The sequence below is a fragment of the Sphaerochaeta sp. genome (assembly GCF_050256055.1).
GTDB lineage: Bacteria > Spirochaetota > Spirochaetia > Sphaerochaetales > Sphaerochaetaceae > Sphaerochaeta.
Genome location: NZ_JBFWIJ010000005.1, coordinates 84,959 through 98,831 on the forward strand (window position 1 = coordinate 84,959; position 13,873 = coordinate 98,831).

Sequence of the window (13,873 nt, forward strand, 5' to 3'; positions counted from 1 at the left end):
GCATGAAAAAACGACATACCATAGGAAGTTTTTTTTCCTATATCCTTATGATTACCTTCTCCTTGTTGACGATTCTTCCCTTGCTTTGGATGGTGGTGAACGCCTTTAAACCCCATGCCATGATCATCCGCCACCCGCTTGCGTTTCCAACATCCTGGTATTTCGATAATTTTATCGTATCCTGGACACAAGGCCATTTAGGGATCTATTTTCTCAACAGCCTGTTCTACTCCTCCGTGGCAACGCTCCTGACGGTTTTGTTTGCCTTGAGCAGCGGGTATGCACTGTCCAAATTCTCCTACCGCAGCAGTCGGCTTGTGTACATGCTGTATACACTGGGGTTGCTCATTACGGTGCATTCGGTTATCGTCCCTTTGTTCATCATGGAAACAAAATTGGGTATTGCAAACACTCGTTTGGGTGTCGTGCTTCCCTATATTGCGTTTGGTCTTCCTTTCCAGGTATTTTTGGCCACAACGTATATCAAGGGGATTCCCGACTCGCTCCAGGAGTCTGCAATCATCGATGGATCGAACTTTCTGCAAGTCTTTGCAAAAATCATCATTCCTGTTGCAACGCCTATTATAGCCACGATGTTCATCTATACGTTCCTGGGCAATTGGAATGAATTCGTCCTGGTCTTGACCCTTACCAGCGAGCTTACCATCCGTTCGCTTCCGGTCGGCATCAATAGCTTCGCCGGGGGCATGTCCAGGGATTACGGGCTGCAGTTTGCAGCATTGGTGATCGGTACCCTGCCGATGGTCATCTTCTACCTGCTTTTCAGGGATAATATCGCCCAGGGATTCGCCGCTGGGTCGACGAAGGAATAATTGATTGTATGCATGCACATCCTCCTCTGATCCCCTTTCCCTCGCAATCTTTTGCGTGGAAATCCTCATGGTTCCCTCTTCCAGCCATGCCGCTGGTTTTCTCGGCTCCCGAAGCATGGCGTACAGTACTTGGAGCCGGGGTTGCTTCTCTCAAGCTATCGGTGCAGTGGTCTTCTGAAGCGGGGAATGCCGATGTTTTCTTTGAGAAAACGGCATCGAAACGAGGTCCTGAATCATATTCCCTGGATGTACAATCCAAGCAGATACACGTCACTGCACAGCAACCGGAAGGAGCCTTCTATGCCCTCATGACGCTGTCGCAATTGTTGAAGGCATACCCCCAAGAAATTCCTTGTTGCAGCATCGAGGATGCACCGGCTTACCCTTGGCGTGGCTTCATGCTGGATGTTGCTCGTAATTTTTTCTCTATTGATGAATTGTACCGGATTGTCGATCTTCTGTGCACATTCAAGATGAATGTGCTGCACCTGCATCTCAGCGACGACCAAGGTTGGCGACTCGAGATTGCAAGTCATCCTGATCTCGTGTGTGATCCTTCTCGAAGCTATACCCAATCGCAGATGCGGGATTTGCAGCAGTATGCTGCAGTACGGAATGTCCAGATCGTTCCGGAGATTGATCTTCCCGGGCATACACTCGCATTATTGTCGGTGTATCCCCAGTACAGCTGTACAGGCGGACCATTTGAAATCCCTGTCGGAGAGGGGATTTTCCAAGATATTCTGTGTGTCGGCAAGGATGAAGCCTTGCAATGTGCGAAAGGTATCCTGCGTGAAGTCAGTGAGTTGTTCGACTCCAAATTCATTCATCTGGGAGGAGATGAGATTCCCCTGCAACGATGGGCTGCCTGTCCGGATTGCATACGGCGCAGACAGGATCTTGGCCTTTCGGATGAAAAGGATTTGCTCCGCTGGTTCTGCAACGAGATGGCTGCGTATGCACGAACTTTGGGCAAGCACCTGATTCTTTGGAACGACTATGTGGATGACGGGTATGACCGGTCGATCACCACCCAGATCTGGAATCCGCTGAAGGCAACGGGTCAAGCCGCCAGGACTTCGATCAAAAGTGATTACTTCCATACATATCTGGATATGGATCATGCATTGGTTTCTCTTCATACGGTATACAAGTATGGGAGAATCTTACGGGATGCTTCCTCCCTCATTGGTTCTGAATTGTTGCTTTGGACCGAATACATCAGTACTTTGGATATGTTGGAAGGTCATCTGCTTCCCCGTTTGTTGGCTGGTGCTGAGATTTTCTGGACTCAACCGGATGCGTGTTCTTATAAACGGTTCAACAAAGTACTGCGGGAAAATCAAGCGTTGTTTATTCCTCGGTTCAGTGCTTTCACCCCGGCAGATCTTTGGGATCCTCCACGTTGGGAGCAGTACTACCGACGTTGGAAACGAAAACGCAGGGTCCTGCGCAACAGCAGGGAAGCGGGTATTTCTTTGTAAAGTGTCAAAAATCCATTGCTGAAGGATTCGGCTTGGTTCTTGTTTCTGAGTTTCTTTCTCTCTGTAATTCCGCCCAAAGGCAAAATGCATGGTTCCCTATGACGGACCGCGTGGATACCAGTCAATCTTCGATCGCGAGAATCCCTGGGTGTTCCACGGTGCCTTGCCTCGAATGCTTCGAATGGTACCGGAAAGCAATCTTGAATACAAGTTTGATTACAAAAATTATACCATTAGTATAGAAATACAACCAAAAAGATGGTTAATCCCAGACGGTTCCTGAAGATCAAGGAAGCTTTGTATACAGATAACTCTTTGAAATAATAGGATATCCATGTTTGCTCCAATTTCTCATTTCATCCGTTGACAGGTTGGTTTGGCATGTTATACTTTGCACAGGTGTTACGAAACACCTACCGATGTCTTGTAGGAAGACGTAACACAGGTTCACTAAGGAGGAACAGAAAAATGAGGAAAAAACTGTTGGGCATGGTGGCATTGAGCCTCATGGTCGTCTTGGCAGCCGGCACGCTGTTCGCCGCTGGTACCAAGGAAGAATCGAAAGATGTTACCGTAAACATGTTCCAGCTCAAGGTTGAGATCAAGGACGCCATCGATGGATATGCTGCGAAATATTCTGCGGCTACCCCTGGGGTGACGGTGAAGGTGGAAACCCTTGGCGGTGGTGCAGACTACGGCGGGGCGTTGAAGGCGAAAGCCCAGGCCGGGCAGATGCCCGACATCTTCGTCATCGAAGGTCGTGGTGGATATGACATTTGGAAGGACTACATTGCAGACCTGAGTGACCAGAGTTGGGTATCCGATACCGATCTCGCATTCAAGGTTGACGGCAAGGTCTATGGTTTCCCGGTTGCCATTGAAGGATATGGATTGGCGTACAATGCAGAGATCCTGGCAAAAGCAGGCATCGATCCGGCAACTTTGACCACTCGTGCAGCGTATGAGAAGGCATTTAAGATTCTCGATTCCAAGAAAGCTGAACTGGGAATCGATGCTCCGGTCGCCATGGCGGCTTCCGTTGCCGGCGGCATGTGGTGGGTGGCTGCCCAGCACAACCTCGCCTGCTATTGGGGCGGCGGTTTGGATTTCACCGATACCTCCATCATCGACATGGCCCTCAAGGGCAAATTGGATGATGCCCGGTTCCTGCAATATGCAAAGTATTTGCAGTTGCTCTTCAAGTATGCCGATCAGAAGATCCTGCTCAACGGCAGCTACGATGATCAGGTCGGTGCTTTCGCCCAGGGCAAGACTGCATTCCTGCATCAGGGCAACTGGGTTGATCCGAACCTGAAGCAGCTTGGCGTCACGTTCAAGATTGGGTACGCTCCGCATGCATTCCTGGACACCGTGGAGAAGGGGTTGTATCTCTTCGCTCCGAGCTGGTACTGCGTCAATGCCAAGAGTCCGAACGCCGAGGCTGCCAAGGCATTCCTGACTGCAATGGCTACGACGGCCGATGGACACGACTATATGGTCAACAAGGCCGGCATGATTCCCGCCTTCAAGTCCGTCACCCTCAAGCCCGCCGGGCAGCTCAGCCAGGCTTTGATGGAAGCTAACGCCAGAGGCGGCAACTATGGCGTCTTCTTCGGTATGCTTCCTGATGGTGCAGGGCAGAACGTCTTCGGACCTATTTTCGATTTGTTTGCCCAGAACCAGAACAATCTTGATCAGTTCATTGCTGACATGAAGAAGGCAGTAGCCAATCTTCCCAACATGTAAGCAGCATCATGTTCTTGCACAGGGGTCTTTCCCTGTGCAAGAGTTTTCTTCCTCAGTACGTTGCAACGGGGAGCAATAGCAAATGAAACAGAATCGTGCCGTCAATATACTGTTCGTGGCGCCTTGCGTATTCGCCTTTATCATGATCATTGTCATTCCATTCTTCTTTGGTCTGTATTATTCGGTTACGGACTGGAATGGGGTGAGCAATAGTGTCAAATTCGTCGGGTTGAAGAATTTCCACAATCTGCTGTCCACACCGGATTTCATTTATTCGTTTTTGATCACAGTCGCCTATACGCTGATGAATATCGTCTTCATCAATGTCGTGAGCTTCATCCTCTCGTTGATCGTCACCAGCAAGATTAAACGGCGGAATTTTTATCGTGCCGGTTTTTTTGTTCCCTATCTTATCGGTGGAATTGTCTTGGGCTACATTTGGCAATTCATTTTCAACAACATTCTGGTAAGTCTCGGTTCACTGTATTCCATCAAATTTTTGGAAACATCGTTCCTCAGTCTTCCCCATACCGTCATTTGGACGATGGCTTTCGTCAACACCTGGCAATATGCCGGGTACATCATGTTGATTTTCGTCGCTTCCATCCAGAGTATTCCCTCCTCACTTATGGAGGCTGCCAATGTTGATGGAGCCAGCTACTTCTCACGGGTCATCCATATTCTGGTCCCGATGATGGCCAATGCGTTCACCATCTCGATCTTCTTGACCTTGACCACTTCGTTCAAACAATTCGATATGAACCTGACGTTGACCAACGGAGGTCCTGCCACCCGCTTCATGGATGCTCCGGTAAAAGCCAGTCAGTTGCTGGCCATGAATATTTTCGATACGGCAAGAGCGAACCGAATGGCGGAAGCCCAGGCAAAGGCAGTGGTGCTGTTTGTTGCCTTGTTGGTGGTTTCCTTGATCCAAGTATCGGTGAATAAGAAAAAAGAGGTGGAGATGTGAACACTACACTACGTTTGGAAGCAAAAAATCGTAGGTTCAAGCCTGCCATGCTGTTGTTGGAACTCTTGACCATCCTGCTCTTCATCCTCTTTATGTTCCCCTTCTTCATGGTCGTACTGAATTCTGCAAAAACCTCGAAGGAAATTATTTTCAACGCCATTGCCTGGCCTTCTACCTGGAAGCAGTTGGGGACCAATGTCTCGCTGATATTCAACAACGCAACCGTTGATTATCTGGGGGCATTCGCCGACAGTATCTCGATCACCGTCATCTCGCTCTTGGTGATCGCTCTTTGTTCTTCGATGGCCGCTTGGGTGCTGGTACGTAACAAGACCTGGTGGTCGACCTTTTTGTTCATGGCCTTCGTTTCGGCCATGGTCATTCCTTTCCAGGTGCTTATGTATCCGTTGGTACGATGGATGCGTGTAAGCGGTGATTTCATCCACCTTCGGTTGCTCGGAACCATTCCCGGTATTGTATTCGCATACTTGGGTTTCGGCAGCCCGCTCTCAATCTTCATTTTCCACGGTTTCATAAAGAACATCCCCTTGGAAATCGAGGAATCGGCTACCATCGACGGATGTCCTCGGAGCAAAATTTTCTTTAAGATAGTGTTTCCCTTGTTGCAACCAATCATCGTCACCGTTTTGATCCTCAATGGGATCTGGATATGGAACGATTACCTGCTGCCGTTGCTGGTATTGGGTTCCAATGGGAAAGTGCAGACCATACCGATTGCCGTTACGGCGTTTGCCGGTGCCTACCTCAAGCAATGGGACCTCATTCTGACATCCACGTTGATCGCCATGCTTCCGATTATTGTGTTATACATCTTTGCCCAACGATACATCATCAAAGGTATGGTTGAAGGTTCTATCAAATAGAGGAGAGACAGGAAAAATGAAAATTGTTCTGGTTGGTGCTGGGAGTATCCAGTTCGGGTATGGTACGCTCGGTGATATCTTTGTCAGCAATACGCTCATCGGATGTGAGATTACCTTGCTTGACATCAATGCCAAGGCTTTGGAAGTCGTCTTGCAGACCACCAAGGATTTTCTTGCCAAACACAGACTCTCCTATACGGTGAATGCAACCACCGACAGAAGGGCTGCGTTCCAAGGTGCCGATTTCATCATTTCGTCCATAGAGGTGGGAAACCGGTTTCAGCTCTGGGATGAGGATTGGAAAATCCCCCTGCAATATGGGGTGCACCAGGTCTACGGGGAGAATGGGGGACCGGGAGGCGTGTTCCACTCCCTTCGGATCGGCAAGGTTATTCTGGATATTGTCAAGGATGCGATGGAGATCTGTCCTGATGCGTGGATTTTCAACTACTCAAATCCGATGACTGCCATCTGCACGACGGTCAAGCGCGCATATCCCGAGGCCAAGTTCGTCGGCATGTGCCATGAGATCGGGTGGCTGGGGCGTTGGCTGCCTCGTATGCTGGACCGGAAGCTGGAGGACATGCACTTCAGGGCAGCAGGGTTGAACCATTTCAGCTGCATGTTGGAGTTGACCGACCGGAAGACCGGCGAGGACCTGTATCCGTTGGTACGCAACAAGGCGGAGGCCTTTTTTGAACGGGAGCCCGGATACAGTGATTTGTTCGATGAATATCGAAAGACCGGTAAGTTGGATGCGGCTGAGCGATTTCACAAAGGGGAAACCGACAGCAAAAGCTCCTATGACTGGGCTGACCGACGTCTGGTGCAATTCATGCTGAAACAGTACGGGTTGTTGCCCATTACCGTTGACAGTCATTTCGGGGAATACCTGAGTTGGGCTTGGGATGTGGTGGACCACCGGGGTATCCTTGATTTCTACGATGTCTACAAAATCATGTTGTCGCAGGAAGTCCCGCATGAAATCCATCTGCAGACTGCTGAGCGGGTGATCCCTATCATCGACGGCATTCTCGGTGATGCCAATTATGAGGAAGCCGCGGTGAATCTGCAGAACAACGGCCTGATCGAGGATCTTCCTTCTTGGTTGGCGGTTGAGGTCCCTGCGATGATCAACAAGGATGGAGTGACCGGAATCAAGATGAAACCGGTACCGAAAGGATTTTTGGCGTTGTTGCGATCGTATGCCGGAGTGTATGACTTGACGGCGGAAGCGATTATTCACGAAAGTAAGGCTTATGCAATGCAAGCGTTGCTGGCTAATCCGGTGGTGAATCAAGCCCTGCCGTTGGAAGCAATGTTCGACCGAGTGATCAGCAAGCAGGAGAAGTGGTTGGGGTATCTGAAATGAATGAGACGGCGGATGGGAGTATACTTCCATCCGCTGAATTTTATATGATGGCCATATGTCTACAATCAAGGAAATTTCCCAAAAAGCAGGAGTAAGTCCCACAACGGTTGCCAACGTACTGTATGGCCGAACCGGCAAGGTTTCCACTGCTACGCGGGAAAAGGTGCAAGCAATCATCGAGGCGGAGAAGTATGCTCCCAATATGGGAGCCATGATGCTGCTTCGGAACAATTCCAAGATCATCGGGGTGATCATGTTCACCGAACCGCGACATAATGAGACGGTTCTGGAAGACCCGTTCTCCTCCGCGATCCTTGGTGCCATGGAACGTGAAATACGAAGTAACGGGTATTTCATGATGTTGTATATCACCAGTGATGAGGATGAGGTTGTCCGGCTTTCGAAAGCTTGGAAAATGGACGGATTGGTTTTGGTCTGGGTTCCGGGCAATATCTGCAGGATCATCAACTCCAGCGTTGATGTGCCCTTGGTATACATCGATTGCTTCTTCAACGACGACGCACATGTTTACCACAACATCGGGTTGGAGGATAAGCAAGGCGGGTATGAAGTAACAAGGTATCTGCTGTCGATGGGTCATACCAACATACTGTTTCTTCCCTGCAATCCCATTTTCCCCGGTGGAGATTCCGAACGGTTTGCAGGGTGTCGACAGGCATTCACGGAACGGGGTTTGGTGTTGCCCGACAACGCGAGCAGGCCGTTGCCGTATGACCGGGTGAAGCGGGAGAAGATCTATCTGCAGATCGCAGACAAGCATTCCGGGTATACAGCACTGGTGTTCTCTTCTGATTATTATGCCGCCGAAGCTTTGACGTTCTTCCAGGACCAAGGGATCAGCGTCCCAGGGGATATTTCCATCACCGGGTTCGATGACAACATCTTCTCCCAATTGGTGACCCCCCGTTTGACCACGGTGCACCAGGATTCCAGTGAGAAGGGAAGGCTTGCCATCCAGATGCTGATGAAACTCATCCACGGCGAACCTGTCCCGGAGGAACGGATCAGGCTTCCGATCCATCTTCAGGTGCGCGATTCGGTGAAAAAACTGTAAAATCGGGATATTATGTTACTTTATTATTGCTGAATAAAGAACATTACTTTACAAAATCCCGCAAAGAGGCGCATAGTAAGGCATGCATACGAAACGAGTATTGGCTGCGTTGTTGATAATTTTGGTTTGTCTGGCACCGAACCTCTTTGGCCAGAACCCCGGTGAGTCAGCAACCTTGACCCGGTTGTTTGCCGAAGGTCCCGATACATTGAGCTTCACCAAGCAGTTCTCCTCTGCCGTTCCCCTTGTTTCAATGAACCAGTTGCTTGCCCAATTGACTGGGCAATTGGGTCACTTCAAACAGGTGGAGGGAAATGCCAATCCGTATACGGTGGCATTTGAGAAGGGTACTGTCACCGCCTACATCAGTCTTGACGGGCAGGGACGCATCGCCGGTTTGCAATTCACTCAGATCGTCAGGAATGATGGTACGCTCTCCGATGCGGTTGCGCAACTGATCTCTCTGAATCAGCAGACCTCGGTACTCATTCGAAAGAACGGGGAGGTGCTGGCATCTCATCTGCCCGATGTTCCGCTTGCAGTGGGATCGGCCTTCAAACTGGGTGTCTTGGCGGCCGTCGATGATGCCATACAAGCAGGGAGGCTGCGTTGGGATCAGAGTATCGCCCTTCAGGATGCATGGAAAAGCCTTCCTACGGGAATCCTGCAGGATTGGCCGGCCGGTTCTCCTGTGACCGTGGGAACCTTGGCTTCCTTGATGATTTCTGTGAGTGACAACACGGCAGCCGATGCACTCATCGCCTTGGTCGGCAGACAGCAGGTGCAACACTACCTCCTCAAGAATACCCCGGTTCTCACCACGAAGGAAATGTTTCAGTTGAAGAATCCTGATAATGCCGATCTCCTTGCGAAGTTTCGTAGCGGTTCAGTCTCTGTACGTGAACGCTGTCTCGAGGAATTGGTGGGGCGGCCTCTCCCTGATCCCGGGCTGTTCTCCGGTGATCCCGTAGCATTGGATGTAGAATGGTTTGTCAATGCTTCCGCTTTGGCCGATCTCATCGAACGACTCCAGAGTTTGGACTTGATGACCATCAATGGAGGATTGGCGACCAAGGAACACTACAAGCGGGTCGCCTTCAAGGGTGGGGCGGAACCTGGGGTTCTGAATCTTACGTCATACTTGGTGGATGCCGAGCAGAATCGATACACGGTGGTAGTGACGGTAAATGATGCGCACAAACCATTGGATGAAAAGAAAATCATGGAGATCTACCAAGCCATTCTCACCTATCTGTAACAAGAAGACACCAAGGCCCCGATTCCCACGTCAATTGGTCGTTGCAAGCGTACAACCCTTATTTCTTGCCTTTCTCTTGCCCTGAATCAGATCCCCCATTGTGTTCTGATCCGTTTCCTTGTGCCTCATGGTTCTGGGTCATGGTTTGCACATTCAGGGATAATTGAGTTTTTTCATAGATCTGCAATTGGACACGCTCTTGTTCGGAGAGTTGTACAGGATTTGCGACGGATAGACGTTTCTGGTTCCGTATCACCATCCTGGCAAACACTTTTTCCTGAATTCTGGTTTGGGTGGTGGCACCGAGAAACACCCCTTCAATCTGTATTCTTTCCCTGTCCTGAATTTGCAGTTGGGCTTTGGCTTCCTCACTCAGCATGATCTGTACTTTGGCACCAGAGTCGGTCAATAGATACAGTGTTGCTTTGCCATCGGGATTCGGCTGTATTGTCACTGTTCCATCCAAGGTGCTGATTTTTTCTGCAATTTCTCCATTTCCTTGGGCAAGCAGGGGGAATCCAAGCAAGCTTGCCAAGCATATGATGATCAAACATGTTCTCATACTGCTACTCCTTGACCCATAGGTCGCTTCCGTGTTCCTTCATATTAGGAAACATGGGGATCGAGGATTTGTTACAAAGTAAGGGGAGCCGCTGGATTGGAGGGGGTACAGGGGTGGATGGGGAAAAAAATACATCGTTGGCTAACCAACGATGTATTTTGTACGTGGAGGTAAGGGGAATTGAACCCCTGACCTTTTGAATGCCATTCAAACGCTCTAGCCAACTGAGCTACACCCCCAAAGGCAATAACAGGAAGTATCATACGCATTGTATGCGTTTAAGTCAAGTAGATTTACCGAAAAACCCGGTTCCCCGTTTTCGCGCTTGACCGATTTCGGAAAACAGGGTATTAATTCCTTATTATAAATACACTTTTTTGCATCGTGAAGAACAAGGAAAGGAGGGCCCGATGGAGTTGTTGACTAAGCTGAAAGAAGTCGGATTTTCCATTGCGCCCATCCTTGGTTTGGTTACGTTGCTGCATCTGTTCGTCACTCCTTTGGGAAACGGAATCCTCCCGATATTCTACGGTTCGGCTTTCTTGGTCATCGTCGGTCTTGCCCTGTTTTTGTTGGGAGTGGACATAGGATTGCTGCCTATTGGGGAACGCATCGGGGCAACGGTCACCAGAACCAAGCGACTTGGCGCACTCTTGTTCACCGGTGCCCTGCTTGGCGTGGTGGTCATCGTTGCTGAGCCGAACATTGCTGTACTCAAGGATCAGGTTGCAGGGGTGAACCCAGCGATCAATACAACGGTAATGGTAGCGCTCATAGCTTTGGGTGTGGGTTTGTATCTGGTGATCGGGATTGTGCGGGTGGTGTTTCACCTAAGCCTGAAATGGATCTATGCAATCAGCTATCTTCTGCTCTTCACCCTTGCATTCCTGGTTCCCCCAGAGCTTTTGGGCTTGGCCTTCGACAGTGGTGGAGCTGCAACCGGGCCATTGGCCGTCCCCTTCATCATGGCGTTCGGCGTCGGCATCGCCCGAGTACAGCAGTTGCAGAATGACGCGGATAATTTTGGATACATCTCGCTTGCACTCATCGGACCTACATTCGCTTTGCTGCTCCTTGGCCTTCTGCTCCCCGAAACAACGGCTCAACCCGGAGCTCTGTCAGGCATACCGGAGGCAGGGGATTTTCTTACCTTGCTGCCTGCAATCATTTCGCAGGTATTGCGGGCTCTGCTTCCCTTATTGTCTCTGTGCATGGTTTACCAGCTCTTGCTCCTGCATATGCCCTTCGGCCAGATGCTTCGCATCGGCATCGGGTTCATCTATCTGTTTCTCGGACTCACCTTGTTTTTCCTAGGAGCAAACGGGGGGTTCATTCCCGTCGGCTTCGCCATAGGGCATGCAATCGGAACCATGCATGAATATCTGCTTCTGGCAGTCGGACTTCTGCTTGGTTCAATCACCGTGCTCAGTGAACCTTCAGTCTGGGTGTTGGTTGACCAGGTGGAACGCATCACACAAGGCCATGTAAAGAAGCCGGTCATGCTGACTGCATTGGCAATCGGAGTCGGCATATCAGGATTTTTGGCGATGTTGCGGATCATCACCGGTTTGCCCATCTGGTATTTTCTGGTGCCGAGCTATCTGTTGGCTGTCATACTGGCTTTCCTCATTCCCGATCTTTTCGTAGGCCTGGCTTTTGACAGCGGCAGTGTATCTTCCGGGCCCATGGCTTCCACCTTCATCCTTTCCTTCGCCATAGGAGCATCCTATGCAGTAGGGGGAAACCCAGCTTCCGATGCATTCGGCATCATCATATTCGTATCCATGACCCCAACCCTTACCGTGGCATTGCTTGGTTTGCTGTACAAGCGGGCACTTGCCAGGATGGCAAACCAAGGAGTACATCCATGAGTTCACTCATCATTGCAATCGTTGAAACGGGAAATGCTGAACCTCTCATGCAGAAGGCCAAACAAGCGGGAAGCACCGGAGGAACCATCCTTTCGGGACGGGGAACCGCTTCCAGTTCGTTGTTGTGCCTGTTGGGGCTGGGCGATTCCCACAAGGAAATCCTCATGACGCTTGTGGAGGATGAAACCATGGATGCGGTATGGCAAACGCTATGCACGGCAACTCAAGTCCGGGGTGTGCTTGCCAAGACGGGTGCCTATCGCCCGAAAAATGCCTCCTCTTCCTCACCGAAAGGTACATATGAACTGATCAACATCATTTGTCCGGCCGGATATGCCGACGACTTGATGGCGGCCGCCCGGAAGGCGGGAGCGGGTGGGGGAACCATCATCGAAGGGAGGGGAACAGCGAACGCCGATGACCTCCTGTTCTTTGGGTCTTCCTTGGTATCGGAAAAAGAGGTGTTGTTGATTCTGGTTCAAACTGAACAAGTTCCTGCTGTCCTCTCAGCCATTTCCGCCCTTCCTGTTCTGCAGGCAGAGGGGAGCGGAATCGCCTTTACATTTTCCATACAAGAAGTTACCAAATTGGGAAAGTAGACAGGTATCGTCTGGTTCGCTATACTTACAAATCGAGGCATGTTCAATATGCTGAAACTATGTGTTAATATAATAACATTTTGTTAAAAATATCAATTATCTGTTATCAAACACTTGAAAAGATTTTCCAAAAACAGTACGGTACAAATACTTTAGCTTACATGAACGGCCCGTTGCCGTTTAGGAGAACCGTAGATGGATAAGAAAATCAAAGTTGCCGTAATGGGTGCCACTGGCGCAGTAGGCCAGGTGTTTATGTGGATGCTTGCAGACCATCCCTGGTTTGAATTGGCATACGCTACAGCTTCAGCAGCCCGCGTCGGTATGAAATATGCTGCCACGGTGCATTGGGTCATGCCCTTCGAAATGCCCAAAGGCATCAAAAACATCGAGGTCAAAGAATTCAATATGGAAGCGATGAAGGAAGCCGGTGTCAAGATCGTCTTCTCCGCACTTCCTGCAGAAGTTGCCCGTGAAGCAGAACCCCAGCTGCGCGACAATGGGTTCTATGTCTTCTCCAACGCCGCTTCTATGCGCTATGAGAGCAACGTGCCCATCCTCATCCCGGAAACCAACGTCGAGCAACTTGAATTGATCAAGGACCAAGGATATCCGCAAACCGGTTTTGTCGTGACCAATGCGAACTGTGTGACCACCGGTCTCGCCATGGCTCTCGCTCCGCTGCGAAAATATGGGATCAAGAACATCACCATCCATAGTTACCAAAGCGTCAGTGGCGCCGGCTATCCCGGACTTTCCTCCTTCGACATCACCGACAACTGCATTCCCTTCATCAAGGGTGAAGAGGAGAAGGTTGAGAAGGAAATCAAGAAGATACTCTCAATCCAACCTGAAGTATATTGCTTCACCGTTCGCGTACCGGTCATGTTCGGACACCTTGAGGCGGTCTGGCTTGATCTGGAACAGGATGTCGAGCTTGAGGACATCAAGGACGCTTGGGCCAACTTCAAGGAAGTCGCCGACCTGCCTTCCACCCCTGAACTTCCCGTCGAGTACGGTGAAGACAATACCTTCCCGCAACCCAAGTATGCTTTCTGGGGCAACCCGAGCGGGATGGTGGTCTACACCGGAAGACTGAAGAAGAAGAACGGGAAGATCGGGTTCCTGCTCTTGGTGAACAACATCGTCAAGGGAGCCGCCGGCGGTTCCATCCAGAACGCGGAAGCTTTCGTCAAGCGGTTCGGCCTCATCTAAAGCA

At 50.2% G+C, this 13,873-nt stretch carries 12 protein-coding genes and 1 tRNA gene; 11 read left to right on the forward strand and 2 right to left on the reverse strand.

Annotation, left to right across the window (positions count from 1 at the left end; genetic code table 11):
• Positions 1–2: 2 nt before the first annotated feature.
• The 8 genes from AB7C91_RS03330 (at position 3) to AB7C91_RS03365 (ending at position 9,622) form a co-directional block, all read left to right on the forward strand.
• A complete protein-coding gene (locus AB7C91_RS03330; protein WP_428589213.1) occupies positions 3–833 on the forward strand; it encodes a carbohydrate ABC transporter permease in 831 nt (276 codons plus the stop codon).
• Positions 834–841: 8 nt separating this feature from the next.
• The gene (locus AB7C91_RS03335; protein WP_428589216.1) at positions 842–2,317 is read left to right on the forward strand and encodes a beta-N-acetylhexosaminidase; all 1,476 of its coding nucleotides are present in this window, start codon (positions 842–844) and stop codon (positions 2,315–2,317) included.
• Between the two features lie 468 nt (positions 2,318–2,785).
• Entirely contained in the window at positions 2,786–4,063 is a 1,278-nt protein-coding gene (locus tag AB7C91_RS03340; RefSeq protein WP_332447743.1) for an ABC transporter substrate-binding protein, read from the forward strand.
• An 82-nt stretch (positions 4,064–4,145) separates the two neighbouring features.
• Complete coding sequence (locus AB7C91_RS03345) at positions 4,146–5,033, forward strand: sugar ABC transporter permease (RefSeq protein ID WP_332447744.1); 888 nt, start codon at positions 4,146–4,148, stop codon at positions 5,031–5,033.
• 47 nt (positions 5,034–5,080) lie between these two features.
• On the forward strand, positions 5,081–5,917 hold the full coding sequence (locus AB7C91_RS03350) for a carbohydrate ABC transporter permease (RefSeq protein ID WP_332447825.1): 837 nt from the start codon (positions 5,081–5,083) through the stop codon (positions 5,915–5,917).
• 16 nt (positions 5,918–5,933) lie between these two features.
• A complete protein-coding gene (locus AB7C91_RS03355) occupies positions 5,934–7,289 on the forward strand; it encodes an alpha-glucosidase (protein WP_332447745.1) in 1,356 nt (451 codons plus the stop codon).
• 55 nt (positions 7,290–7,344) lie between these two features.
• A complete protein-coding gene (locus AB7C91_RS03360) occupies positions 7,345–8,364 on the forward strand; it encodes a LacI family DNA-binding transcriptional regulator (RefSeq protein ID WP_332447746.1) in 1,020 nt (339 codons plus the stop codon).
• Between the two features lie 82 nt (positions 8,365–8,446).
• The gene (locus AB7C91_RS03365; RefSeq protein WP_332447747.1) at positions 8,447–9,622 is read left to right on the forward strand and encodes a serine hydrolase; all 1,176 of its coding nucleotides are present in this window, start codon (positions 8,447–8,449) and stop codon (positions 9,620–9,622) included.
• A 58-nt stretch (positions 9,623–9,680) separates the two neighbouring features.
• On the opposite strand, the gene AB7C91_RS03370 is transcribed toward AB7C91_RS03365, so the two are convergent.
• Together AB7C91_RS03370 and AB7C91_RS03375 are read right to left on the reverse strand one after the other, a co-directional pair.
• Positions 9,681–10,184, reverse strand: a complete 504-nt coding sequence (locus AB7C91_RS03370) for a hypothetical protein (RefSeq protein WP_332447748.1) — start codon at positions 10,182–10,184, stop codon at positions 9,681–9,683.
• Positions 10,185–10,349: 165 nt separating this feature from the next.
• Positions 10,350–10,423, reverse strand: a tRNA-Ala gene (locus AB7C91_RS03375).
• 171 nt (positions 10,424–10,594) lie between these two features.
• Here AB7C91_RS03375 and AB7C91_RS03380 point away from each other — a divergent pair.
• From AB7C91_RS03380 to asd, 3 genes are all read left to right on the forward strand, one after another.
• On the forward strand, positions 10,595–12,055 hold the full coding sequence (locus AB7C91_RS03380; protein WP_428589223.1) for a DUF1538 domain-containing protein: 1,461 nt from the start codon (positions 10,595–10,597) through the stop codon (positions 12,053–12,055).
• Positions 12,052–12,654, forward strand: coding sequence for a P-II family nitrogen regulator (locus AB7C91_RS03385; RefSeq protein ID WP_428589226.1), 603 nt, complete (start codon positions 12,052–12,054; stop codon positions 12,652–12,654). The genes AB7C91_RS03380 and AB7C91_RS03385 overlap by 4 nt, the downstream gene beginning before the upstream one ends.
• A gap of 195 nt (positions 12,655–12,849) precedes the next feature.
• Positions 12,850–13,869 (forward strand): aspartate-semialdehyde dehydrogenase, encoded by a 1,020-nt coding sequence (gene asd / locus AB7C91_RS03390; protein ID WP_332447751.1) that lies wholly within the window; start codon positions 12,850–12,852, stop codon positions 13,867–13,869.
• Positions 13,870–13,873: the final 4 nt, after the last annotated feature.

What these genes read in the sequence shown, in the direction of transcription:
- AB7C91_RS03335 (WP_428589216.1), top strand. Translation starts at nt 842, where the DNA reads ATGCATGCACATCCTCCTCTGATCCCCTTTCCCTCGCAATCTTTTGCG.
- AB7C91_RS03340 (WP_332447743.1), top strand. Translation starts at nt 2,786, where the DNA reads ATGAGGAAAAAACTGTTGGGCATGGTGGCATTGAGCCTCATGGTCGTC.
- AB7C91_RS03355 (WP_332447745.1), top strand. Translation starts at nt 5,934, where the DNA reads ATGAAAATTGTTCTGGTTGGTGCTGGGAGTATCCAGTTCGGGTATGGT.
- AB7C91_RS03365 (WP_332447747.1), top strand. Translation starts at nt 8,447, where the DNA reads ATGCATACGAAACGAGTATTGGCTGCGTTGTTGATAATTTTGGTTTGT.
- AB7C91_RS03330 (WP_428589213.1), top strand. Translation starts at nt 3, where the DNA reads ATGAAAAAACGACATACCATAGGAAGTTTTTTTTCCTATATCCTTATG.
- asd (WP_332447751.1), top strand. Translation starts at nt 12,850, where the DNA reads ATGGATAAGAAAATCAAAGTTGCCGTAATGGGTGCCACTGGCGCAGTA.
- AB7C91_RS03360 (WP_332447746.1), top strand. Translation starts at nt 7,345, where the DNA reads ATGTCTACAATCAAGGAAATTTCCCAAAAAGCAGGAGTAAGTCCCACA.
- AB7C91_RS03345 (WP_332447744.1), top strand. Translation starts at nt 4,146, where the DNA reads ATGAAACAGAATCGTGCCGTCAATATACTGTTCGTGGCGCCTTGCGTA.
- AB7C91_RS03380 (WP_428589223.1), top strand. Translation starts at nt 10,595, where the DNA reads ATGGAGTTGTTGACTAAGCTGAAAGAAGTCGGATTTTCCATTGCGCCC.
- AB7C91_RS03385 (WP_428589226.1), top strand. Translation starts at nt 12,052, where the DNA reads ATGAGTTCACTCATCATTGCAATCGTTGAAACGGGAAATGCTGAACCT.
- AB7C91_RS03350 (WP_332447825.1), top strand. Translation starts at nt 5,081, where the DNA reads ATGCTGTTGTTGGAACTCTTGACCATCCTGCTCTTCATCCTCTTTATG.
- AB7C91_RS03370 (WP_332447748.1), bottom strand. Translation starts at nt 10,184, where the DNA reads ATGAGAACATGTTTGATCATCATATGCTTGGCAAGCTTGCTTGGATTC.